We start from the raw sequence: 24037 nt of genomic DNA on the forward strand, positions 1-24037 counted from the left end.
CGGCTTATCCTCGGATTGCCCAGAAGGCCAGGTTCAAGCCGGGAAAATCGCCGGCGACATGGAAGGCGAAACCGCCGGAGTTCTGCAGCTGTTTCCAGTGCTCGCTGCCCCGGTCGAGTTCGTAGTAGGTGGAGCCGGCATGGAACGGAATCTGCCGTGGCGCCACCGGCAGCGGCAGCAGGCCGATGCCCGGCAGTTGCAGGTTGACCAGATCGCGGATGTGCTCCACCGAACCGACCTTGCTCTGCTGGGCGAAGCGCCCGCGCAGGGTTTCGCTGGGGATATCGGCGCGCACCACGAGGATGAAGCTGGCGTTGTCGATCAGGCCGCGGTCCGCCAGCATTGCGACGTGGATGCCATAGGCTTTCTCGACAATCGGAATCGGCGTCGCCTTGCTGTCGATCAACATCGACAGGGCTTCGCGCAGGGCCTGCATGACCGGCGCGAAGCTCAACGCCAGGTCATCGTGTTGATAGGCCGGGAAAGTGGCCGGGCGCCGACCGCTGCTGGAGAAGGTGGCAAACTCGCCGGCCAGGCTGACCAGCTCGCTGTACAGGCGCTCCGGGTGCAGGGGACTGATCTGGCTCAGGTGGCTGATCAGCGGCTGGGCGCGGTTGACCAGTTGCAGCAGCATGAAATCGGCAATTTCCGAGGCACCGCCGGCGCCCGAGGCCACCACGCGCCCGGCCAGGGCTTCGCCACGCTGGTGCAGCAGGCCCAGCAGTTCGCTGCGAAATGCCGTCAGCGGCTTGCTTGCCGTCACATCGAGTACCGGCGGCACGTAGCTGTCGTCGAGGACCAGGGCGCGGTCGGCGCGCTTTTCCTTGACCCGCACCAGACCGATGGCGGCGTAATCGCCCAGGCCATCTTCGGCGGTCAACAGACGCAAGGCCCGCGAACCCAAGGCCACCGGCGCGCGGTTCTCGAACGGCGCGTTATCGTCACGGACTTCGCGGACCTGGCTCAGGTAACGCGCACCACCCAGCGCCTCGCCTTCGTCGACGGTGTCCCGCGAGCCGGCGCGCTTGAGCGGCAAGGCCAGGTAGACCAGGCCGTCGCGCAGGCTTTCATCGATGGTCAGCGGGCTCGGTGCCAGGTCATCGTGAGGGATATTGAACGGCGTGCCATCCGGCAGCAGGCCCCGGGCCGAGACGATGGCCAGCTTGCCCTGGGCCAGCAAACCCTGGTCGATCAGCAGCTCGGAAAAACCCCAGGCACCGACGGCCAAGGGTCGGCTGCGCGCGTCGATCAGGTTCTCCAGATAGCGGTCATGCTGCTGGAAGTGCTGCGTTCCGATGAACATGCCTTCCGACCAGACCACTCGATTGTTCCAGGACATGGCTTCTCCGTTTGCCTAGGGGGCGGTGCGGGTTGGGGTCACGACAATGGCGCTGCGTACGGCGCGCACATCGAGGCTGATCTGATAGTCGTTGAGCTGCTTGGGCGTGATGACCAGCAGCGTGCGCCAGAGCGCCTGGTCGACTTCGCGATAGCCCACCACCAGGCCGACCTGGCGGGTCGCGGGGTTGAGGGCTCGTTCGATATCCAGTTGCTCGCCGGGCTGGACCAGGACTTCATCCTGGTCGATCAGGTCGGCGCCGAGGGTCGCCTGGGCGCGGTCGGCCAGGGCGAAGTAGTCGGCGCGGTTGAAGTTGGCACTGTTCTTCAACTCGAAAATCCGCACGCGCACGGGTGCGGGCACGCCGTCGGCGCCGGGGTTGAGCCCGCCAATGGCTTGGAAATGCAGGGAAGCGGTGGCGCTATCGGCCACGGGGGCGTCGACGGGCGCTGGGGCAGCCGCGTCCTTGGCACATGCGCCGAGCAGCAGCGTGAGGGCTGCGGCCAGTAAAACTCGGTGAATCATCCTGCGTCCTCAATGACGTTATGAACTTTCCGTTAAATCCTGTTTTGCAACCAACCTTCAGAACTGTGGTGCCGGTACTGGCCTCTTCGCGGGCAAGCTCCGCTCCCACAGGTTTTGCGCCGGACACAAAACCTGCGTACGACTCGTTCTATTGTGGGAGCGGAGCTTGCCCGCGAAGAGGCCCTTGAAACCGCCACCCACAACCCGGGCCCCCCCCCCGCGCCTACAGGCTCCCCAATCCCTTGCGCAACCGCGCACTGTGTTCCTCATACGCCCGACTGAACTCCCGCCCAAACAAATCCTGGAAATCCTCTTCGGCCTCACGGGAAATATTCGTGTACAGCTCGGTGAACTGCTGCCAGTACTGGGCCTGGCGCGAACCGCTGAACAGGTTCGACAAACCGCCGGGTTTGCCCATGCGGGTCTCCAGCTCCGACGGTTCGAAACGCTTGAGCAGGTGTTTGATCGCCGCTTCCACCCCAGCCATCACCGCCATCTGGTGCGCCCGCAGATCGTCGAAACTGTCGCTGACCGCCTGGTCCGGCGCCATGAACGCCTGGTTGCCATGACGCAGCAGCAGGAGCAGCGCTTCATCGGCATTCGGGGCGAATTTCAGCGGGTTGTTTTCCACCGGGCGGATCAGCGTCTGCTGCATGCGGAACTCGCCCTTGAGACTGCTGCGGGCCCGCAGCACATCGATCAGGCCCTCGACCATCAGCCGGTAGCTGCGGCCGATGGCTTCCATCTGCGCCTCCACCTGGGCGGTGTCGATACGCAACTGGTCGAGGCCGGCGCCACGCAGGAAGGCTTGCAGCAAATCGGCTTGGGGCGCACCGCTCGACACCGCCACGGGTGCCGGCTGGCTGACCGGGGCCACTGTCGGCGTGGGCATGGGAATCGGTGTCGGCTCGGCGACAGCCTCGGCAATCGCCACAGGAACAGGCGCCGCAATCGGCGCGCTGGCCGGCGCCTTGGGCGTGTCGCCAAACAAGTCCCAGTCTTCGGGAATCACCCCGGCGCCCGGCGCTTTCGGCAGCACCACGGGTGCCGGGCTGATCACCGGCGTGGGCGGTCGAAAGTCATGCTGCTGCGCCGGCACATGGTCCGACTGGGTCGCGGGTGGAATGCTCGACGGCGCCAGGAAATCAAACAGGTCCGGCAGCGTATCCATCGCCGAACCGCCCTGGAAATGCGCGGCCGGGGTGCTCACCGGCAAGGCGACCGGAACAGCGGCCGCACGCCCCATCAACGCTTCGAAACTGTTGGACGAATCGCCCCCCGACAGGCTGTCCTGCGCCAGCTGCAGGTTGAAATCAATACGCGCACGGATCTCGTATTCACCGATGCGGATGATCTCGCCGTCCTGCAACGGTTCGCTGTTACCTCGACGCAAACGAATACCGGCCTGAACTAACTCCACGCCATTGGTACTGGTGTCCGTCAGATAGTAACGACCATCCTTGTATTGAATAACGCAATGTTTCGAGGAAACCAGCCGCTCCGGATCGGGAAGAACCCAGTCATTCTCGGAACTACGGCCAATTGCCATCACCCCGGTGTCCATGGATTTCTCCGGACATTGACCAGGGGTGATCTTGTGATAACTAGTGATAGTCAAACACAGCGACATTGCGCCTCCTTGCAGTACATCCACGCGCGAGCCACCCGGCACAAACACCTTGCGCCGAGCCCCGCCATGGCCACGAAAATCCGCTAAAAAACCTATCTTTTTCAGCCAGTTCGCCGAATCTAGCGAATTCTACCTACAAAATTGTTAAAAACGCACACGCTCTGACTCAGCAGTCGACAGCCTTGACGAGTGTGTCACAACGGTAACAAAGGGCCGATAGCTTACCTTGACAAGCTATAACTACTACACCAAAAATGCACAACTTCTTGTTTACAAGTGATAGCTCAATGATATCACCCTGTATATACCCACGAGAAATATGAGAGTTTTCTGAAGGAACTTTCGGAACAAATGCCTGACTATCCAGCAGGCCGATAAGGAGATCGAATTTGGTGGATGTGCCGTTGTTGCTCGCCGCTGTTTCAGCGAACTCGCCTTGTGGCGAGGACCTGGAATATGACGCGCAATTCTTGCAATTGGAGCGTGATGCCCAAGGTAAACCCGAGCGCATCATGGGCGACTCGGTGCAAGCGGCCGAACCGCCGGCGTGGCGCGCCATCGAGCAGTCGAGCACGGCGCTCCTGCAACGCAGCAAGGACCTGCGCATCAGCCATTTTCTCGTGCAAAGCGCCCTGGCCCTCGACGGTTTTCCGGGACTCGCCAATGCCCTGGCCCTGGTCAGCCAGATGCTCCAGCAGTACTGGGCCGAACTCTATCCGCTGCTCGACGCCGATGACGACAACGACCCCACGGTGCGGATCAACGCGCTCTCGGGGCTGGCCTGCGAAACCAATATCCGCCTGTTGCGCGAAAGCGTGCTGACCCGCTCCCGGGCCTTCGGCACCGTGACCCTGCGCGCGGCGCTGAATGCCAGCGGCCTGCAAGCTTTCTCCGACGAAAGCCTGAACGCCGACGAACTGTCCGGCGCCCTGCGCGACAGCGACCCCGAGCAGCTTGCCGCCGTACGCACCGCACTCAACGAAGCCCGCGGCACCGTCGACGCCATCGAGCGTTTCGTCAGCGACCAGGTCGGCTCGGCCGAAGGCGTGGATCTCAGCGCCCTGCGCCAGCCGCTCAAGCTGGCCTTGCAGATCCTCGCCGAATACGCGCCCGGCACTGACACCGGCGAGTCGACCGCGACCGAATACGAGTCCGAGCCCACCGTGCATGGCAGCGACAGCGCCGCCCCGATCGCCCCGCGCGGCGCGCCACCGGGCGAAATCGGCAACCGCGACGATGTCCTGCGCAGCCTCGAGCGACTGCTGAACTACTACGCCCGCCACGAGCCCTCCAGCCCGCTGCCGGTGCTGTTGAACCGGGCGAAAAACCTGGTGCACGCCGACTTCGCGACCATCGTGCGCAACCTGATTCCCGACGGCCTGTCCCAATTTGAAAACCTGCGGGGCCCCGAGGGCGACTAAGCCCGCCGAGACCGCGCCGCTTAGTTAACGGCAACCACCGATAACGCCAACACCGTCGCTTGAGCGACCAGGAGCAACAACGTGGCGAACACCAGCTCTCAGAAATTCATTGCGCGCAACCGCGCGCCACGGGTCCAGATCGAGTACGACGTAGAACTCTACGGCGCCGAGAAAAAGGTCCAGTTGCCCTTCGTCATGGGCGTGATGGCCGACCTCGCCGGCAAGCCCGCCGAACCGCTGCCTGCGGTGGCCGACCGCAAGTTCCTGGAAATCGACGTCGACAATTTCGACTCGCGCCTCAAGGCCATGCAGCCACGGGTGGCGTTCCACGTGCCGAACGAGCTGACCGGCGAAGGCAACCTGAGCCTGGACATCACCTTCGAAAGCCTGGAGGACTTCAGCCCGGCCAACGTCGCGCGCAAGGTCGATGCCCTGAACAAGCTGCTCGAAGCCCGCACTCAACTGGCCAACCTGCTGACCTACATGGACGGCAAGACCGGCGCCGAAGAAATCATCATGAAGGCCATCAAGGATCCGGCGTTGCTCCAGGCCCTGGCGAGTGCGCCAAAGCCCCAGGACTCCGAGCCCAGCGCTTAATCAGGACGAACGATCATGACCCAGTTGCAGCAAGACAATCAGGCGTTGCCCGGCACCACCACCGAGCCCAGCGAATTCGCCAACCTGCTGATGCAGGAATTCAAACCCAAGACCGAGCGCGCCCGCGAAGCCGTCGAGGGCGCCGTGCGCACCCTGGCCGAACAGGCCCTGGCGCAGACCGACCTGGTGTCCAACGACGCCATCAAGTCCATCGAATCGATCATCGCCGCCATCGACGCCAAGCTCACCGCCCAGGTCAACCAGGTGATCCATCACCCTGAGTTCCAGCAGTTGGAAAGCGCCTGGCGCGGCCTGCACTACCTGGTCAACAACACCGAAAGCGACGAACAACTGAAGATCCGCGTGCTGAACATCGCCAAGCCGGAGCTGCACAAGACCCTGAAGAAATTCAAGGGCACGGCCTGGGACCAGAGCCCGATCTTCAAGAAGATGTACGAAGAGGAATACGGCCAGTTCGGCGGCGAGCCCTACGGCTGCCTGGTGGGCGACTACTACTTCGACCAGTCGCCACCGGATGTCGAGCTGCTCGGCGAGCTGTCCAAGGTCTGCGCGGCGATGCACGCGCCGTTCATTGCCGCCGCTTCGCCGACCGTGATGGGCATGGGCTCGTGGCAGGAACTGTCGAACCCCCGCGACCTGACCAAGATCTTCACCACCCCGGAATATGCCGGCTGGCGTTCGCTGCGTGAATCGGAAGACTCGCGCTACATCGGCCTGACCATGCCGCGCTTCCTGGCACGCCTGCCCTATGGCGCCAAGACCGATCCGGTGGAAGCCTTCGCCTTCGAAGAAGACACCGACGGCGCCGACAGCGCCAAGTACACCTGGGCCAACGCGGCCTACGCCATGGCGGCGAACATCAACCGTTCGTTCAAGCACTACGGCTGGTGCTCGCGGATTCGCGGCGTCGAATCCGGCGGCGAAGTGCAGAACCTGCCGGCCCACACCTTCCCCACCGACGACGGTGGCGTGGACATGAAGTGCCCGACCGAAATCGCGATCTCCGACCGTCGCGAAGCCGAGTTGGCGAAGAACGGCTTCATGCCGCTGTTGCACAAGAAGAACACCGACTTCGCCGCGTTCATCGGCGCCCAGTCGCTGCAGAAACCGGCCGAATACGACGACCCGGACGCCACCGCCAACGCCAACCTGGCCGCGCGCCTGCCGTACCTGTTCGCCACCTGCCGCTTCGCCCATTACCTCAAGTGCATCGTGCGCGACAAGATCGGCTCGTTCAAAGAGAAGGACGAGATGCAGCGCTGGTTGCAGGACTGGATCCTCAACTACGTGGACGGCGATCCGGCCCACTCCACCGAAACCACCAAGGCCCAGCACCCACTGGCGGCGGCGGAAGTGGTGGTCGAGGACGTCGAGGGCAACCCGGGTTACTACACCTCCAAGTTCTTCCTGCGCCCGCACTACCAGCTCGAAGGCCTGACGGTGTCGTTGCGCCTGGTGTCCAAGCTGCCCTCGGCGAAAGGCGCGTAACCCGCAACCACAGCGAACCCGCCGCTTCACGCGGCGGGTCCTGGCTAACCACATCGTGGTGAAGACCACACTGGAGAAAACATGGCTGTTGATATCTTCATCAAGATCGGCGACATCAAGGGCGAGTCCCAGGACAAGGCCCACAAAGAGGAAATCGACGTCCTCAACTGGAGCTGGGGCATGTCCCAGTCCGGCAACATGCATATGGGCGGTGGCGGCGGCGCCGGCAAGGTCAATATCCAGGACCTGTCGTTGACCAAGTACGTCGACAAGGCTTCGCCGAACCTGATGATGCATTGCGCCAGCGGCAAGCACATCGACAAGGTCACCCTGGTGGTGCGCAAGGCCGGCGGCGAAAGCCAGGTCGAGTACATGAAGATCGACCTGGAAGAAGTGCTGGTCACGTCCCTGAGCACCGGCGGTTCGGGCAGCGATGATCGCCTGACCGAAAACGTCACCCTGAACTTCGCCCAGGTCAAGGTCGAGTACCAGGAGCAGAAAGCCGACGGCTCCAAGCAAGGCGGCCCGGTCAAGTTCGGCTGGAACATCCGCTCGAACATCAAGCTCTGACCCCTGCGCCCCTGGCGCTCAGCGTCGGGGGCGTGCGGTGTTACCCCGAATTCGATTCATTCCCGGTGTCCGAGCATGGCCAAGCCTTCGTTTCCCGTTCAGTGGCGCCGCCGCCGCGCAGTGTCCAGCCCCTGTGACGTCGCGCGATGAGCAACGTGCCGAGCGACCTCACCCTGCGCGAACGCCTGCAACCGTCGCTGCTCGACCGCCTGACCGACGACGAACCGGGCAATCTCCAGGAAGGCAGCGACAAACGCGTGCTGTCCCTGAGCCAACTCAAGGCCTCGGTGCTGCGTGACCTGACCTGGCTGCTCAACAGCACCAGCCTGCTCGACGCCGACGCCACCCTGCACACCCCGGCCGGCACTTCGGTGATCAACTACGGCCTGCCGGCGCTGGCGGGCAACAGCGCGTCGAGCATCGATGTGGCCGCCCTCGAAGGCCTGATCCACACCGCCATCACCACCTTCGAACCGCGCATCCTCAGCCATACGCTGCGGGTCCGGGCCCAGGTCGCCCACGGCGAGATGAACCACAACGCCCTGAGCTTCGAGATCGAAGGCGATCTCTGGGCATTGCCGGCCTCATTGCCGCTGCTGCTGCGCACCGACCTCGACCTGGAATCCGGCCATGTCCGCGTGGTGCCCGCCGAGCAACGGAGACGTTCATGAACCCGCGCCTGCTCGACCTGTACAACCAGGAGCTGCAACACGTGCGCGAAAGCGCCGCCGAGTTCGCCAAGGAATACCCGAAGATCGCCGGACGCCTGACGCTGTCCGGGCTCGATTGCGCCGACCCCTACGTCGAGCGCCTGCTGGAAGGTTTCGCCTACCTCACCGCGCGGGTGCAGCTCAAGCTCAATGCCGAATACCCGACCTTCACCCACAACCTGCTGGAAATCGCCTACCCGCACTACCTGGCGCCGACACCGTCGATGACCGTGGTGCAGTTGCAGACCGATCCGGACGAAGGCTCCCTGGCCGGCGGTTTCACCCTGCCCCGGGACAGCGTGTTGCGCGCCACCTTGGGCAAGGACACCCAGACTTCCTGCGAGTACCGCAGCGCCCACGCGGTGACGCTGTGGCCGTTGCAGGTCAGCCATGCCGAGTACTTCGGCAACCCGTCGGCGGTGCTCGGGCGCCTGGCCGCCAGCGAGCCGAAGGCCAAGGCCGGCCTGCGCCTGACCCTGCGCAGCGGCGCCGAACTGCCGTTCAACCAGCTCGACCTGGACAGCCTGCCGCTCTACCTCAACGGTGCCGACGAGCAGCCGTTTCGCCTCTACGAGCAACTGCTGGGCAATGCCTGCGCGGTGTTCGCCCGTGCCCCCGGTGGGGATTGGGTCGAACGCCTGCCCGCCGATGCCCTGCGCCCCTGCGGCTTCGACGACCGCGAAGCGGCGATGCCGGTGGTGGCCCAAGCCTTCCAGGGCTATCGGCTGCTGCAGGAATACTTCGCCCTGCCCCAGCGCTACCTGTTCGTCGAATTCGCCGAACTGGGCCGCGCGGTCAAACGCTGCGCCGGCCAGGAACTGGAACTGATCGTGCTCTTCGAGCGCTTTGACCCGAGCCTGGAAAGCAGCGTCGGCGCCGCGCAGTTCGTGCCCTTCTGCACCCCGGCGATCAACCTGTTCCCACGTCGGGTGGACCGTATCCACCTGTCCGAGCGGGTCAACGAACACCATGTGATCGCCGACCGCACCCGGCCCATGGACTTCGAGATCCACTCGCTGACCGGCGTCACCGGCCACGGCACCGGGCCCGACCAGCCGTTCCTGCCGTTCTATGCCGTGCGTGATCCATCCCGCTATGGCCGCGACCAGGCCTACTACACCCTGCGTCGCGAACCCCGGGTGCTGTCCAGCGAACAACGGCGCAAAGGCACCCGCTCGACCTACGTCGGCAGTGAAACCTTCATCAGCCTGGTGGACAACCGCCAGGCACCTTACGGTCACGACCTGCGCCAGCTGGGCGTCAGCGCCCTGTGCACCAACCGCGACCTGCCGCTGTTCATGAACGTCGGCAGCGGCAAGAGCGACTTCACCCTGGCCGACAGCGCCCCGGTCTCGGCGATCCGCTGCCTGGCCGGACCCAGCCGCCCTCGGGCCAGCCATGCCCATGACAACCAGGCCTGGCGCCTGATCAGCCAGCTGTCGCTGAACTACCTGTCGTTGAGCGAAGCCGGCCAGGGCGCCGCAGCCCTGCGCGAATTGCTGCGCCTGTACGGCGAAAGCAACGACGCCGCCCTGCAATTGCAGATCGAGGGCCTGCGCGAGGTCAGCAGCAAACCCTGCACCCGGCGCCTGCCGATGCCCGGGCCGATCGTCTTCGGACGTGGCCTGGAGATCACCCTGGAATTCGATGAAAACGCGTTTCGCGGCACCGGGGTGTTCCTCCTCGGCGCGGTGTTCGAACGCTTCCTGGCACGCTACGTGTCGATCAACAGTTTTACCGAGACGGTGATCCGTACCACCGAACGCGGCGAGATCATGCGATGGAAAGCCAAGCCCGGACGCCGTCCGACCCTGTGAGCACGCTCACGGCGATGCAGGCCGAACCCTGGGAATACGACTTCTTCCAGGCATTGCGGCGTATCGAGTGCGAATCGCCGCACCTGCCGCGCTTCGGCCACTCCCAGCGCCTGGCCGACGACCCGCTGCGCCTCGGCCAGCAGCTCGACTGCGCCTTCGCCCCGGCGACCCTGGCGTCGATGACACCGGCCAGCGAGACCACGCCGGCGCGACTCGAACAGTTCTTCTTCGGCCTCGGCGGCCCCAACGGCCCGTTGCCGCTGCACCTGACCGAGTACATGCGCGAGCGCCAGCGCAACAATGCCGACAGCACCAGCAAGCGCTTCCTCGATGTGTTCCACCATCGCCTGCTGAGCCTGTTCTACCGGGCCTGGGCCGAAGCGCGGCCGACCGTCAGCCATGACCGTCCGGACGACGACTACTGGTCCGCGCGCCTGGCCGCCCTCAGTGGCAGGGGCATGCCCAGCCTGCTGAAACAGGGACTGATCCCGGACACCGCCAAGCTGCACTTCAGCGGCCACCTCGCCGCCCAGACCCGCTACCCCGACGGCCTGCGCGCCATCCTCCAGGAGTATTTCGGGCTGCCGGTGCAGATCGAGGAGTACGTCGGCCAATGGCTGCACCTGCCGGAGCGCAGCCGTGTCGGCGTCAGCGCGCACCAGCTGGGCGTCGACTTCTGCCTGGGCCAGCATGTCTGGGACCGCCAGCACAAATTCCGCATCCGCGTCGGCCCGCTCAAGCTGGCCGACTACATGGGCCTGCTGCCCGACGGTGAACCCTTCCGCCACCTGGTGGCCTGGGTCGCCGAATACCTGGGGCACGAGCTGGACTGGGACCTGAACCTGGTCCTGGAACAGCCGCAAGTGCCCAAGCTGCAACTCAACGGCCAATTCCGCCTGGGTTTCAACACCTGGCTCGGCCAACCCCAAGAAGACGCCAAGGACCTGATCCTGGCCCGGCACTACGCCGATCAGGCCACCTCGGCCCACCATTCAAGGAGCCCGGACCATGGGTGAAATCAGCCGCGCCGCGTTATTCGGCAAACTCAACAGCGTCGCCTACAAGGCCATCGAAGCCGCCACGGTGTTCTGCAAACTGCGGGGCAATCCGTATGTGGAGCTGAGCCACTGGCTGCATCAGTTGCTGCAATTGCAGGACTCGGACCTGCACCGCCTGATCCGCCAGTTCAACATCGAACCGGCGCGCCTGGCCCGCGACCTGACCGACGCCCTGGACCGCCTGCCACGGGGTTCGACCTCGATCACCGACCTCTCGTCCCACGTCGAAGAAGCGGTGGAGCGCGGCTGGGTCTATGGCAGCCTGATGTTCGGCGAAAGCCAGGTACGCACCGGCTACCTGATACTCGGCATCCTCAAGACCCCGAGCCTGCGCCATGCCTTGCTGGCGCTGTCGTCGGAGTTCGACAAGATCAAGGTCGAAGCCCTGAGCGAACGCTTTGACGAGTACGTCGGCGACTCGCCGGAAAATCACCTGGGTGCCAGCGACGGCTTCACCGCCGGGGCGGTGCCGGGCGAAGCCAGCGGCGCCATGGCCCCCAGCGCCATGGGCAAACAGGAAGCCCTCAAGCGTTTCACCGTGGACCTGACCGAACAGGCCCGCAGCGGCAAGCTCGACCCCATCGTCGGTCGCGATGAAGAGATCCGCCAACTGGTGGATATCCTCATGCGCCGCCGCCAGAACAACCCGATCCTCACGGGCGAAGCCGGCGTCGGCAAGACCGCCGTGGTCGAAGGCTTCGCCCTGCGCATCGTCGCCGGTGACGTGCCGCCGGCCTTGAAAGATGTGGAGCTGCGCAGCCTCGATGTCGGCCTGCTGCAGGCCGGCGCAAGCATGAAAGGCGAGTTCGAACAGCGCCTGCGCCAGGTCATCGAAGACGTCCAGGCCTCGCCCAAGCCGATCATCCTGTTTATCGACGAAGCCCACACCCTGGTGGGTGCCGGTGGCGCCGCCGGCACCGGCGACGCGGCCAACCTGCTGAAACCGGCACTGGCCCGTGGCACCTTGCGCACCGTGGCCGCGACCACCTGGGCCGAGTACAAGAAACACATCGAGAAAGACCCGGCCCTGACCCGCCGTTTCCAGGTGGTGCAGGTCGCCGAGCCGTCGGAAGACAAGGCCCTGCTGATGATGCGCGGCGTTGCCTCGACCATGGAAAAACACCATCAGGTGCAGATCCTCGACGAAGCGCTGGAAGCTTCGGTGAAGCTGTCGCACCGCTATATCCCGGCGCGCCAGTTGCCGGACAAATCCGTCAGCCTGCTGGACACCGCCTGTGCCCGGGTTGCCATCAGCCTGCATGCGGTGCCCGCTGAAGTGGATGACAGCCGTCGACGTATCGAAGCGCTGGAAATCGAGTTGCAGATCATTGCCCGCGAACATGCCATCGGCGTCGATACCGCCGCCCGCCGCAGCAACAGCGAGAACCTGTTGAACGCCGAACGCGAGCGCCTGGCCGAGCTGGAAGTGCGCTGGGCCGATGAGAAAGCCCTGGTGGACGAACTGCTCGCCACCCGCGCCGAGCTGCGCGCAAGCGCCGGCGTGGTGGACAGCGATATCGAGCTGGGCCACGCGCTGCGGGAAAAACTGGTCGACCTGCAACAGCGCCTCAGCGCCCTGCAAGGCGAAACCCCGCTGATCCTGCCGACCGTGGACTACCAGGCGGTGGCCTCGGTGGTCGCCGACTGGACCGGCATTCCGGTGGGCCGCATGGCCCGCAACGAACTGGAAACCGTGCTCAACCTCGACCAGCATCTGCAGAAGCGCATCATCGGCCAGGACCATGCCCTGCGGATGATCGCCAAGCGCATCCAGACCTCCCGCGCCGGCCTCGACAACCCGAGCAAGCCGATCGGCGTGTTTATGCTCGCCGGCACCTCGGGCGTCGGCAAGACCGAAACCGCCCTGGCCCTGGCCGAAGCCATGTACGGCGGCGAGCAGAACGTCATCACCATCAATATGAGCGAGTTCCAGGAAGCCCATACCGTCTCGACGCTCAAGGGCGCCCCGCCCGGCTATGTCGGTTACGGCGAAGGTGGCGTGCTGACCGAAGCCGTGCGGCGCAAGCCTTACAGCGTGGTGTTGCTGGACGAGGTGGAAAAGGCCCACCCGGACGTGCACGAGATCTTTTTCCAGGTTTTCGACAAGGGCGTGATGGAGGACGGCGAAGGCCGGGTGATCGACTTCAAGAACACCCTGATCCTGCTCACCACCAACGCCGGTACCGAACTGATCTCGCATCTGTGCAAGGACGCCGACAACGTGCCGGACCCGGAGGAGATCGCCAAGGCGCTGCGCCAGCCGCTGCTGGAGATTTTCCCGCCGGCGTTGCTGGGGCGCTTGGTGACCATTCCGTACTATCCGCTGAGCGACACCATGCTCAAGGCGATCACCCGCTTGCAGTTGGGACGGATCAAGAAACGCGTGGAAAGCACCCACAAGGTGGCCTTCGATTTCGACGACGGGGTGGTCGACCTGATCGTTTCGCGCTGCACCGAGACGGAGAGCGGCGGCAGGATGATCGACACCATCCTGACCAACAGCCTGCTACCGGACATGAGTCGCGAATTCCTCACGCGCATGCTCGAAGGCAAGGCGCTGGCGGGGGTGCGGATCAGTGAGCGGGATAACGAATTGCATTACCAGTTCAGCGACGCGGGCGCCTGATCCGACGTCTTCGCGGGCAAGCTCCGCTCCCACAGTGTCTGTGTCGTTCCCGTATTTTGTGTACGACAGAAGACCTGTGGGAGCGGAGCTTGCCCGCGAAGAGGCCCGCCCGAACACCACAATACCCAGAGATAACCCATGCTATTCACCCAAGCCACCCGCCTGGCCCAGATCAACAGCCCCCTCGGGCCGGATGTCCTGTTGCTCAAGGATTTCGGCGGCGGCGAGGAGCTGGGGCGGCTGTTCGACTACGAATTGCACCTGACCTCCAACGACGGCGCCCTGGACCTCAACCAGTTGCTGGGCAAGCCCATGAGCCTGTCGCTACAGGTCCAGGGCGGCCTGCGCCACTTCCACGGCATCGTCGCCCGCTGCAGCCAGAACGTCAGCCAGGGCCAGTTCGCCAGCTACTCGGTGACCCTGCGCCCCTGGCTCTGGCTGCTGACCCGTACCTCCGACTGCCGGATCTTCCAGCACCAGAGCATCCCGCAGATCATCAAGCAGGTGTTCCGCGACCTCGGTTTCTCCGACTTCGAAGACGCCCTCAGCCAGCCCTATCGCGAGTGGGAATACTGCGTCCAGTACCGCGAAAGCAGCTTCGACTTCGTCAGCCGGCTGATGGAACAGGAAGGTATCTACTACTACTTCCGCCATGAAAAGGACCGCCACGTGCTGGTCCTGGCCGACGCCTACGGCGCCCACCACAGCGCCCCGGGCTACGAATCCCTGCCCTACTACCCGCCGGACGGCCAGCATCGCGAACGCGATCACCTCAACGGTTGGCACCTGGCCCAGGAAGTCCAGCCCGGCTCCCTGGAACTCAACGACTACGACTTCCAGCGCCCCAGCGCGCGGATCGACGTGCGTTCGGCGATGCCGCGCCCACACACCGCCGGTGACTATCCGCTCTACGATTACCCCGGCACCTACGTGCAAAGCCAGGACGGCGAGCACTACGCGCGCACCCGTATCGAAGCGATCCAGAGTCTGCATGAACGGGTCGAGCTCAACGGCAATGCCCGTGGTGTGGGTTCCGGGCACCTGTTCAGCCTCACCGGCTTCGGCCGCCAGGACCAGAACCGCGAATACCTGATCGTCGGCGCCCGTTACTACATCGCCCAGGAAAACCTGGAGTCCGGCGCGACAGGGGCCGGCGCGCAGTTCGAAAGCAGCCTGAGCTGCATCGACGCGCAACAGAGCTTCCGCCCCCTGGCGAACACCGCGCGGCCCACCGTCAAGGGCCCGCAGACCGCCGTGGTGGTGGGCCCGGCCGGCGAGGAAATCTGGACCGACCAGTTCGGCCGGGTCAAGGTGCACTTCCACTGGGACCGTCACGACCAGTCCAACGAAAACAGCTCCTGCTGGATTCGCGTGTCCCAGGCCTGGGCCGGCAAGAACTGGGGCTCGATGCAGATTCCGCGGATCGGCCAGGAAGTCATCGTCAGCTTCCTCGAAGGCGACCCCGACCGGCCGATCATCACCGGCCGGGTCTACAACGCCGAACAGACGGTGCCCTACGACCTGCCCGCCAACGCCACCCAAAGCGGCATGAAAAGCCGTTCGAGCAAGGGCGGCAGCCCGGCCAACTTCAACGAAATCCGCATGGAAGACAAGAAAGGCGCCGAGCAGCTGTACATCCATGCCGAGCGCAACCAGGACATCGTGGTCGAGGTCGACGAGAGCCATGCGGTGGGCCACGACCGCAACAAGAGCGTGGGGCGCGACGAGACGGTGACCATCGGCTCGGTGCGCCTGCGCGCGGTCAAGGACGACGACATCCTGGTGGTGGGCCGCAAGAAGACCGACAGCATCAGCCAGAGCTATGTCATCGAGGTCGGCGAAAACCTGCGCCTGGTCTGCGGTGAAAGCGTGCTGGAGCTGAATGCCAGCGGCCAGATCAACCTCAGCGGCGTGCAGATCAGCTTCCATGCCTCGGGCGATGCCGAGTTCAACACCGGCGGCACCCTGCACCTGAACAACGGCGGCGGCCCCGGCGCGTCGCCCGAAGGCCAAGGCGTCAAAGGCAGCATCGACGCCAGCGTCGAGGCGATGTTCCCCAAGCCCAAATAACGAGATTCGCGAGCCATGACCTACCGCCTCAATGAATTCCAGTTCGCCCTGCCCGAGAGCGAGCTGCTGGACGCCTCGATCAATATCCTCAAGTTTCCGGAGCTGGGGACTTCGCTGATCGTCAGTCGCAGCCAGCTGGCCGAGGGTGAAACCCTGCAAAGCAACTTCGACGCCCAGCTCAAGCGCCTGGAGCAACAGGTCCAGGAACTGCGCTACCAACCGGGCCAGGCCGTGCGCCTGGGGGCAGATCAGTCGGTGGATGGCATCGAGCTGCGCAGCCAGTTCAGCAAGGGTGCGGAGAAGGTCTTCCAGTACCAGCTCGCGCTGGTGTTGCCGGGCACCCGCAAGATGCTCGCCCTGAGTTACGTCAAGGCTGACAGGTTGGGGGATGCCGAAGCGGCGCATTGGGCGACGATCAAGCAGTCCCTGCAATTCGACCGGGTGGTGTGACGGAAGCCGTGCATGTCTGACGCACTGTGGGCCGCCCGGCTGGGCGATGGACTGTCCCATACCTCGATGATGGCCGATATTCTCGGCGGTGTGCTGGAGGTGGCGGCCAATGTGGCCATCACCGCACTGGCGACGGCAGCGGTGGTTGCCGCGACCGGGATCACCGTTGCGACCGGCGGGCTGGGCGCCTGTGTCCTCGGCGCGGTGGTCGGGGTCATTGTCGGCGTGGCGATGAGCAAGACCGGCGCCGACAAGGGCCTGAGCAAGATGTGCGAGGACATCGGCAACGGCCTCTTTCCGCCCACGGTGCAGGCGACGATTCTCAGCGGCTCCACCGACACTCTGATCAACTCGATTCCAGCCGCCCGCGCCGCCGGTGCGGTGCCGTCCCATGTCGCGCCGGCGGGGACGCCCGAGAGCGAAGACGCCGCTCCCAGCGAGGGTGACAAGGCCGAGGAACCGGGCTTCCTCGATATGGCCAAGGGCTTTTTCGCGCAGATGTGGCGGCCCACGGTGGCGACACCGGCACCCGGTGCGGTGCCCAAACCGCTGGACCTGGTGACCTGCATGAAGCATCCGCCGATGCCGCCGCAGTTTCTGGCCGAAGGTTCGGAAAAGGTCAGCATCAACGGGCAACCCGCCGTGCGCAGTGGCGATCGCAGCACCTGCGATGCCACCGTGGTTTCGGCTGGGCTGATCTCGTCCAATGTCACCATTGGCGGCGGTTCGGTGGTGGTGCGTGAGATCCGTAGCGGCAAGACACCCGGCGTCGGGCTGGCCATCACCGCATTGATGATGCTCAAGGGCAGCAAGGGCAAGTTCCTCAGCAACCTGCCGTGCATGCTGCTGGCTGGGGTCAATTCCTTCGTTACCAGCCAGGCCATCGGTGCGCTGACCAATGCCATCGCCGGTTCGCCGAACCCGGTGCATGCCGCGACGGGTGCCAAGGTGTTGGGCGGCGAGGACGAGCTGGACTTTGTCCTGCCCGGCATCCTGCCCATCGACTGGCAGCGTTTCTACAACAGTCGTGATGAACGTCGCGACACATTGCTCGGTACAGGCTGGAGCCTGCCCTATGAAGTCGGCGTGCGTATCGAGGTGCATCCCGAAGGCGGCGAGCGGCTGATCTATACCGATGAACAGGCGCGACGTATCGATATGGGCTCGATTCCGTTGGGCGGCGCGGTGTTCAGTCCGGGGGACGGCCTCGCGGTGCGGCGCAACGGTAATGGACAACTGCTGATCGAGAGCGATGACGGCTTGTATCGTCTGTTCGAACCGACCCTGACCGATCCTTCGACCTTGCGCCTGAGCCAGTTGGGTGACCGCAACGACAACCGGATCTATCTCGACTACGACGAGTCGGGGCGGCTGGTTAGGCTGCGCGATACTTTCGATCTGGTGCAAGTGGTGCTGATCTACAGCGCTCAATGGCCTCGGCGGGTCGGCCAGATCGAACGCCTGTACGCCGATCAACAGCGCGAAGTGCTGGTCAGCTACGACTACGACGGCAGCGGCGACCTGGCCGAAGTGCGCGATCCTATAGGCCAAGTGCAAAGGCGCTTTGCCTACGATAATGGGCGGCGGATGGTCGAGCACCAGTTGCCCACCGGATTGCGCTGTTTCTATCAGTGGGCGCAGGTCGAGCACCTTGAGTGGCGAGTGATTCGGCACTGGACCGATGACGGCGACGAGTATTTATTCGACTACGACCTGAGCAACGGCATCACCCGTGTTACTGACGGCTTGAAGCGTGGGAGTACCCGTCGCTGGAATCCGCAGCACCAGATCACCGAATACACCGACAACCTCGGCCACACCTGGCAATTCGAGTGGAACGACGAGCGCCAACTGCTCGGCGCCACCGATCCCCAGGGCGGGCGGCATCAGTTCAGCTACGACGAAGCGGGCAATCTCAGCGCCAGCGTCGATCCGCTGGGGCGCAGCGAGTCGACCTTGTGGCTGGAACACTGGTCGTTGCCGCTGGTGGAAACCGACGCGGCGGGCAACAGCTGGCAATACCGCTATGACCCGCGTGGCAACTGCACCCACGAGACCGATCCGCTGGGGCAAGTCACCCAATACCGTTTCGATGCCCAGGGTCAGGTGGTCGAGATCATTGACGCCACCGGTAAAAGCAAAACCTTGCAGTGGAACGACCTGGGGCAGTTGATTCGCCATGTCGACTGCTCGGGTTCGCCGACCACCTTCAGCTACGACCGGCGCGGTCATCTGCAGGTGGTCACCGATGCCCTCGGTGAACGCGTGACCTATCAGCACGATGCCCAGGGTCGTCTGTTGCAGAGCCAGTTGCCGGACGGTCGCGTCGAACAGTACCTGCGCGACGGCAGCGGCCAGCTCACCGGTTATGTCGACCCGGCCGGGCACAGCACCGGTTATCAGTACGACCGTCGCGGCCAGGTACGCCAACGCATCGATGCCCATGGCCGGCAGGTGCAGTTCGGCTATGACGCCTATGGGCGTTTACAGGCGCTGACCAATGAGAATGGCGAGAGCTATCGCTTTGCCTGGGATGCTGGCGACCGCCTGATCGAACAACGCGATCTCGACGGCAGCGCCCGCTGTTATGCCTATGACATGCTGGATAACGCGATCCGCGTGGAATACGTTCCGGCACCGTTTGGAAATGGGCTAGCGCTGGTACCGACGCAGCCGGTGGCCCCCATCGTCCACCAGTTGGAACGTGATGTGGTGGGTCGGCTGATCGCCAAGCTCACCGATGATGGGCGTACCGAGTACGCCTACAACCCGCAGGACCAACTCATCGCCATCACCTTTACCGACAACGACGGTAATGAACAAAAGCTCGGCTTTGCCTATGACGCCCTGGGCCAGTTGCAGGAAGAACAGAGCGCGGCGGGTAGCTTGCGGCATCACTACGATGAGCTGGGCAATCTGATCCAGACGCAGTTGCCGGATGGGCGCTGGCTCAACCGGCTGTATTACGGCAGCGGGCATCTGCACCAGATCAATCTGGACGGCCGGGTTATCAGCGATTTCGAGCGTGATCGCCTGCACCGCGAGGTGTTGCGCACCCAGGGCCAGCTCAGCACCCGCAGCGAATACGACCGTGTTGGACGCCTGCGCTCACGCTTGCGCCGCCCTTCCAGCCAGCCATCAGCCTTGCCGGCGCCAGCGCAGAAGCATTTCGACTACGACCCCAGCGACAACCTGATCGGCCGCCTCGACCGCCAGCCACAGGGCGATCAACGCCAGTTACTGCATTACGACGCCACGGGCCGGATCATCGCCAGCCAGGACAGCGTGCAGGGCCAAGGCGAAACCTTCGCCTACGACGCCGCCGCCAACCTGCTGGACGGACCGTCAGCCAGTGCCGGACTGGTGGTGCACAACAGACTGCTGACCTATCAGGACAAGCGTTATCGCTACGATGGGTTTGGGCGAATGATCGAGAAGCGCAGCGGCAGTCATCGGGTGCAGCGCTTTGCCTATGACGCGGAACACCGGCTGATCGAGGTGCGCAATCAGGACGGTGCGCGGGAAACCATTGTGCGCATGACCTACGATCCGCTTGGGCGGCGTATCGGCAAGACCGAGCACGACAACAACGGCTATCCGCTGGGCGAAACGCGTTTTACCTGGGATGGGCTGCGTTTGTTACAGGAACATCGCAATAGCCAGACCAGCCTGTATCTGTATGCCGACGACGGTTATGAACCGCTGGCTCGGGTCGATGGCAGCGGGGAATTGCAGAAGGTGCGTTACTACCACAACTATCTGAGCGGATTGCCCGAGCAACTGACGGAGGCCGATGGCGCGACGGTGTGGCAAGCCCGGTATCGGGTCTGGGGCAACACCCTTGAGGAGATACGCGAGCCGTATTACATCGAGGAACAGAACCTGCGCTTCCAGGGTCAGTACCTGGACCGGGAGACGGGGCTGCACTACAACACGTTCCGGTTCTATGATCCGGATGTGGGGCGGTTTACGACATCTGATCCGATCGGATTGGCAGGTGGCCTGAACCTCTATAGTTATGGACCCAACCCAATAGGTTGGACAGACCCGTGGGGCTGGAGTCCTAGCTCTGTCCTTGATACCTCTCTGGGAGGCGTCGTTGGTGACAACATGCAAGCCCAGCATGTCATCCCGGTGGCAGTATGGAAGCGACATGACAAGTTCATGAACTCCATTGGTATGGGCGGCACTCGGGACACGGCCCCCAATGGTCTGCTGATGCCAGATAGCCAAGCAAAGGCTAGCGCCATGGGCAGGCCGGTTTACCACAACGGTTCACACAAGGACTATTCGGACCTGGTGGACAGAAAGCTGGGCAGGATCAAAGCACGCTATAACGCAAAAATCATTACCAAGGCGCAGGCACAGCAACAGGTTTCATCACTACAAAGCAGTCTTCGCAAAAAGACTGTTTCAGGAAGAATACGAACCAAATCCAGTACCGGTCGACTTTGCTGACAAGAGGCTTTCATGTTCTACACCCTTGCATTCAAGAAAGACAAAAACTGTCCCACCTTCATCGATGGCGTCATTCATGAGTCGTTCAGCCCTGGCGCCTATGACGACTCGATGGACGCCGACTGGCACGACGCCGGCCCCGACGAAACACTCGCTCCCCTCCCGGAAAAGCTGGTGCTGATTACCAAGGACAAGCGCTATGACTTTGATTTCTGCACAGCCTTTGAAGGGCATATTGTCAGTGAGCGTTTCCTGAAGGTCTTCCAGAACCTCAAGACCTCTCGATGGGAAGTCGCAGAACTGGAGATCGTCAATCCAAAAGGCATTTCGGTCGCACAACGCAAATATTTTTTCATGCGCCAACAGCGAGCAGACAGAGAGGCTGTTGACGTGATCGATCAGACACAGTCGAAAATCAACTTTCGGGCGAACGGTGAAATCAAAAATATCATCAGCCTGACGCTCAAAGAAAACGTCAGCACAGATTTTTTTAGTATTGATGAAATCACCTTGCTGGGATTCATATTTCTCTCGCCTCACGCAGCTGCTGCACTTAAAGAGCTTAACCTGGTAGGTGCTGAGGTGGTCGATACGGGGAAGGTGGGTTCAATTGATAGGGCCTAAGCGCTACTCGATAGGCAGGTGACATCTGCAAAATAAGCTCTTGTGCCTGAAAGAAAATCCCGAATGGGTAGGCGAACCTGCTTGGTTGAACAACCCATGCTTTCCCTACCCTCTTCAGTACAACATCCAGAAAATCCAGATATATTCATCCTGGAAATACTTTGTGTTCCCTGTCTAATAAGACCATAAAAAATGCCGATTGCGATTGAAACCCATGAACGCGCATTTTTTGACTGACACGCAGCTCTATCAAGCTGATCTCAGGAGAAAGACCGGCCAAGACCTTTTTCACATGGGGACCACCTGCTTTCATGTCCTCAACCTTATAGGGCGTATAACCCAAACCCGCTTTATTCCGGCCCTTGCCTCCACTCCTGTATACGCTGTCCCACGTATGCCTACCTAGTGTTGCCAGAAAATTAGAAAATTGACCAAGCTCATCTTTTGTCCAAGCGGAGAAACACTCCCAATCTTTTTGGAAATACTTTAAAACCACGTACGGTTTTTTATTTAATGGTCCCTCACGCGCGCCATCTTTCTTAAAGACGGGAAGGTCATATATTTTTCTTTCCAGCGCAGTGGTAGCAGCAACGTCTTCTTTCTCAATTATTCTTACTTCCTCGCTTACTTTATTCTTGGGTAACCTGCTGCTAGCCATCGATTTCCGCCGCATACTTCGCTCTGAAAAATTCGCAAATTTCAGATTTTGGCATAATGACCTCGCAGCGCTCCTCCGGGCTCAAACTACCTCGAGCTTTAACCCATGGCGCATCTTTGTGAGTCATGTCCTCAAGTGTTTTTGCAGGCAGGTCAGCGTAGGCGTCAAAAACCTGAACCAGTATGTCTTCGGCCTCAGCGGAAACGACTGGGATTTTTTGATCTTCGGGAGCTGGCAGAGGATTCCATCCGTGCTTCTTAAACTCCTGAAACACTTCAGGAACTACCGGCCCATGAGCCCAAGCCTGAATTTGTTCAGAAAAAAGTTCTTTACCAATAAGCGTCTGAGTCCAGGCTTCCGCATAATAAAGCAGCTTCTGAACTTTCAAATGTGTAATGAGATCGCCCGACTCAGCGCACTTCGCTATAAACCAATTCGCTACATCCAGAGCTTTGTGAAGCGCCATAATCATCCCTCCTGTTTACCACCACATATTCTCACCCACTCCATAGCGAGTCAATCTACCGAATTTCATGAGAGTCCTTTCTATTTTTTGCTCTACATTCCAGGAGCACTTATCCTACAAACCCTAGCGCCATCTCCTCAGCGAATCACAAATGACCGCTACGCCCCACTGGACAGGCGGCGAATCCTGATAACTCACGCCACGGCAATGAGTACCGCTCGCTATGCAAGTTTCATCACACGCTCACTTTGCGAATAAAAAAATGGGAGTCTGCGGTACAGACTTACCAATCCGACACCATGCTCGCCCCACCCGCCGCCAATAGATGAAACACCCCACAAAAAATATTCGTATTTCCCACACACTTCAGCGTATGAGGGATATCGCCTGCACCACCAGTGATAAGCTACCGTTTATTTGTCGCCGAAAACTCAGCGATACGGGGTTCGCAGCCCGGTTGTGAATAGGCACACAGCGTCGCAAAAGCGGCTGTTTAAGGAGCCTAACAATGACAAATAACATTACCCCCAATCTGCCTCTCACTCGCCAAGCACCTAGCACGGTCGAAAAGGCGGTATATCTGCGTAAAATCTCTGACGTCCCTTCCAGCGAGGCTGAGTCGGGTCCGGCAAATACGCCAGGATTACTCAGTGCCCTCGCCGTCACTTCCTCCAAACCCGTCATCCCTGAAGATCCCTGCAAGCCCACGCTGTTTGCCATCCAACCGGGCATCAACGCCCAGGATGCGCTGACCTACGTGTCGCGACTGCTCGAAACGGCTGAACTCAATGGCGACGAAATCAGCCTGCATACCAACCCCGTCGAACGAGCGCTGTTCTGGGGCATGCTGCATTCGGTGGAAGTGGCTCGGGCGGTGGTGGATGCATTGCTGGAGGGTTCGTCCTCGCCCAATCCTGCGTCGCCTTCATAAACTTCCCAGGCGGTAAGCAGAGCCTTATCCGCCCCCTCTGAAAATCCCGGTAACAATCAGCCTGTCATTTCTCAGCGCGTTATCGGGATAACACCTCGCTCAAACTAAACAACACCCTGCATAAAAAATTCAGCAGGGACTTTAAAAAACTCGGAAAATTTCTTTACCTGCGCAACAGTCATTTTTCTTTTATCGTTCAAAATCTCAGAAATCGCACTTTGAGTCGCAATGGCAGAAAGATCCTTTTGCTTAATCCCTCTTTCATCCATCAAAAATGCCAACGCTTGCGACTGAGAGGAATAAGGGAGCAGAACCGTTTCGGCCTCATATTCATACACACGATCAGCCACCAACTCCGCAAAGCGCGCAGCCGCATGATCTTCGCTGTCCGCATGTGAGTAAAGCTCATCAATCAACGCCATTCGATCTTTAAGATCACTGTCATCTTTGATTTTTTCATGGCATTCGGATAACAACCGAGCAGAGCTTGCTACCTGATCGTTCAGCTTTTCAAACATGGCGGAAATACCCTCTACGAGAATCAGATATTTTTCAAATATCCAAACCATCATCCTAAA

19 protein-coding genes are annotated in these 24037 nt (G+C 61.8%); 13 read left to right on the plus strand and 6 right to left on the minus strand.

Annotated features, from left to right (window positions below; all coding sequences use genetic code 11):
• Window positions 1-4: 4 nt before the first annotated feature.
• The 3 genes from tssK to tagH all read right to left on the minus strand — a co-directional run bounded on the left by tssK (window position 5) and on the right by tagH (window position 3494).
• Complete coding sequence (gene tssK / locus M5C01_RS09260) at window positions 5-1339, minus strand: type VI secretion system baseplate subunit TssK (RefSeq protein WP_152736658.1); 1335 nt, start codon at window positions 1337-1339, stop codon at window positions 5-7.
• A 15-nt stretch (window positions 1340-1354) separates the two neighbouring features.
• Window positions 1355-1864: a type VI secretion system lipoprotein TssJ gene (tssJ, locus tag M5C01_RS09265; protein WP_152736657.1), complete on the minus strand. Its 510-nt coding sequence runs from the start codon at window positions 1862-1864 to the stop codon at window positions 1355-1357.
• A gap of 223 nt (window positions 1865-2087) precedes the next feature.
• Window positions 2088-3494, minus strand: coding sequence for a type VI secretion system-associated FHA domain protein TagH (gene tagH / locus M5C01_RS09270; RefSeq protein ID WP_152736656.1), 1407 nt, complete (start codon window positions 3492-3494; stop codon window positions 2088-2090).
• A gap of 392 nt (window positions 3495-3886) precedes the next feature.
• On the opposite strand from tagH, the gene tssA reads away from it, so the two are divergent.
• The 12 genes from tssA to M5C01_RS09330 all read left to right on the plus strand — a co-directional run bounded on the left by tssA (window position 3887) and on the right by M5C01_RS09330 (window position 21404).
• Entirely contained in the window at window positions 3887-4915 is a 1029-nt protein-coding gene (gene tssA / locus M5C01_RS09275; protein WP_178129699.1) for a type VI secretion system protein TssA, read from the plus strand.
• A gap of 81 nt (window positions 4916-4996) precedes the next feature.
• Window positions 4997-5512: a type VI secretion system contractile sheath small subunit gene (gene tssB / locus M5C01_RS09280; protein WP_103495520.1), complete on the plus strand. Its 516-nt coding sequence runs from the start codon at window positions 4997-4999 to the stop codon at window positions 5510-5512.
• Between the two features lie 15 nt (window positions 5513-5527).
• Complete coding sequence (gene tssC, locus M5C01_RS09285; RefSeq protein WP_103495521.1) at window positions 5528-7021, plus strand: type VI secretion system contractile sheath large subunit; 1494 nt, start codon at window positions 5528-5530, stop codon at window positions 7019-7021.
• Window positions 7022-7102: 81 nt separating this feature from the next.
• Window positions 7103-7591, plus strand: a complete 489-nt coding sequence (locus M5C01_RS09290; protein ID WP_103495522.1) for a type VI secretion system tube protein Hcp — start codon at window positions 7103-7105, stop codon at window positions 7589-7591.
• A 155-nt stretch (window positions 7592-7746) separates the two neighbouring features.
• Window positions 7747-8262, plus strand: coding sequence for a type VI secretion system baseplate subunit TssE (tssE, locus tag M5C01_RS09295; RefSeq protein WP_100940046.1), 516 nt, complete (start codon window positions 7747-7749; stop codon window positions 8260-8262).
• Complete coding sequence (gene tssF / locus M5C01_RS09300) at window positions 8259-10118, plus strand: type VI secretion system baseplate subunit TssF (RefSeq protein ID WP_152736653.1); 1860 nt, start codon at window positions 8259-8261, stop codon at window positions 10116-10118. Before tssE ends, tssF begins: the two co-directional genes overlap by 4 nt.
• Window positions 10082-11134, plus strand: a complete 1053-nt coding sequence (tssG, locus tag M5C01_RS09305) for a type VI secretion system baseplate subunit TssG (protein ID WP_152736652.1) — start codon at window positions 10082-10084, stop codon at window positions 11132-11134. The genes tssF and tssG overlap by 37 nt, the downstream gene beginning before the upstream one ends.
• On the plus strand, window positions 11127-13802 hold the full coding sequence (gene tssH, locus M5C01_RS09310) for a type VI secretion system ATPase TssH (protein WP_152736651.1): 2676 nt from the start codon (window positions 11127-11129) through the stop codon (window positions 13800-13802). Before tssG ends, tssH begins: the two co-directional genes overlap by 8 nt.
• A 138-nt stretch (window positions 13803-13940) precedes the next feature.
• On the plus strand, window positions 13941-15872 hold the full coding sequence (locus M5C01_RS09315) for a type VI secretion system tip protein VgrG (RefSeq protein WP_152736650.1): 1932 nt from the start codon (window positions 13941-13943) through the stop codon (window positions 15870-15872).
• A gap of 15 nt (window positions 15873-15887) precedes the next feature.
• A complete protein-coding gene (locus tag M5C01_RS09320) occupies window positions 15888-16322 on the plus strand; it encodes a DcrB-related protein (protein WP_152736649.1) in 435 nt (144 codons plus the stop codon).
• A gap of 12 nt (window positions 16323-16334) precedes the next feature.
• A complete protein-coding gene (locus M5C01_RS09325; RefSeq protein WP_152736648.1) occupies window positions 16335-20780 on the plus strand; it encodes an RHS repeat-associated core domain-containing protein in 4446 nt (1481 codons plus the stop codon).
• Between the two features lie 12 nt (window positions 20781-20792).
• Window positions 20793-21404, plus strand: coding sequence for a DUF1629 domain-containing protein (locus M5C01_RS09330; RefSeq protein WP_152736647.1), 612 nt, complete (start codon window positions 20793-20795; stop codon window positions 21402-21404).
• Between the two features lie 145 nt (window positions 21405-21549).
• On the opposite strand, the gene M5C01_RS09335 is transcribed toward M5C01_RS09330, so the two are convergent.
• Both M5C01_RS09335 and M5C01_RS09340 read right to left on the minus strand, forming a co-directional pair.
• Window positions 21550-22062, minus strand: a complete 513-nt coding sequence (locus M5C01_RS09335) for a hypothetical protein (protein WP_152736646.1) — start codon at window positions 22060-22062, stop codon at window positions 21550-21552.
• On the minus strand, window positions 22055-22528 hold the full coding sequence (locus tag M5C01_RS09340; protein ID WP_152736645.1) for a type II toxin-antitoxin system antitoxin SocA domain-containing protein: 474 nt from the start codon (window positions 22526-22528) through the stop codon (window positions 22055-22057). The genes M5C01_RS09335 and M5C01_RS09340 overlap by 8 nt, the downstream gene beginning before the upstream one ends.
• Window positions 22529-23036: 508 nt before the next feature.
• Between M5C01_RS09340 and M5C01_RS09345 the strand changes: the two genes are divergently transcribed.
• Window positions 23037-23459, plus strand: a complete 423-nt coding sequence (locus tag M5C01_RS09345; protein ID WP_152736644.1) for a hypothetical protein — start codon at window positions 23037-23039, stop codon at window positions 23457-23459.
• A 104-nt stretch (window positions 23460-23563) separates the two neighbouring features.
• Here M5C01_RS09345 and M5C01_RS09350 read toward each other — a convergent pair whose 3' ends face one another.
• Window positions 23564-24031 (minus strand): helix-turn-helix domain-containing protein, encoded by a 468-nt coding sequence (locus tag M5C01_RS09350; RefSeq protein WP_152736880.1) that lies wholly within the window; start codon window positions 24029-24031, stop codon window positions 23564-23566.
• Window positions 24032-24037 lie beyond the last annotated feature (6 nt).

The sequence above is a fragment of the Pseudomonas sp. MWU12-2319 genome (genome assembly GCF_023242525.1).
GTDB lineage: Bacteria > Pseudomonadota > Gammaproteobacteria > Pseudomonadales > Pseudomonadaceae > Aquipseudomonas > Aquipseudomonas gingeri_D.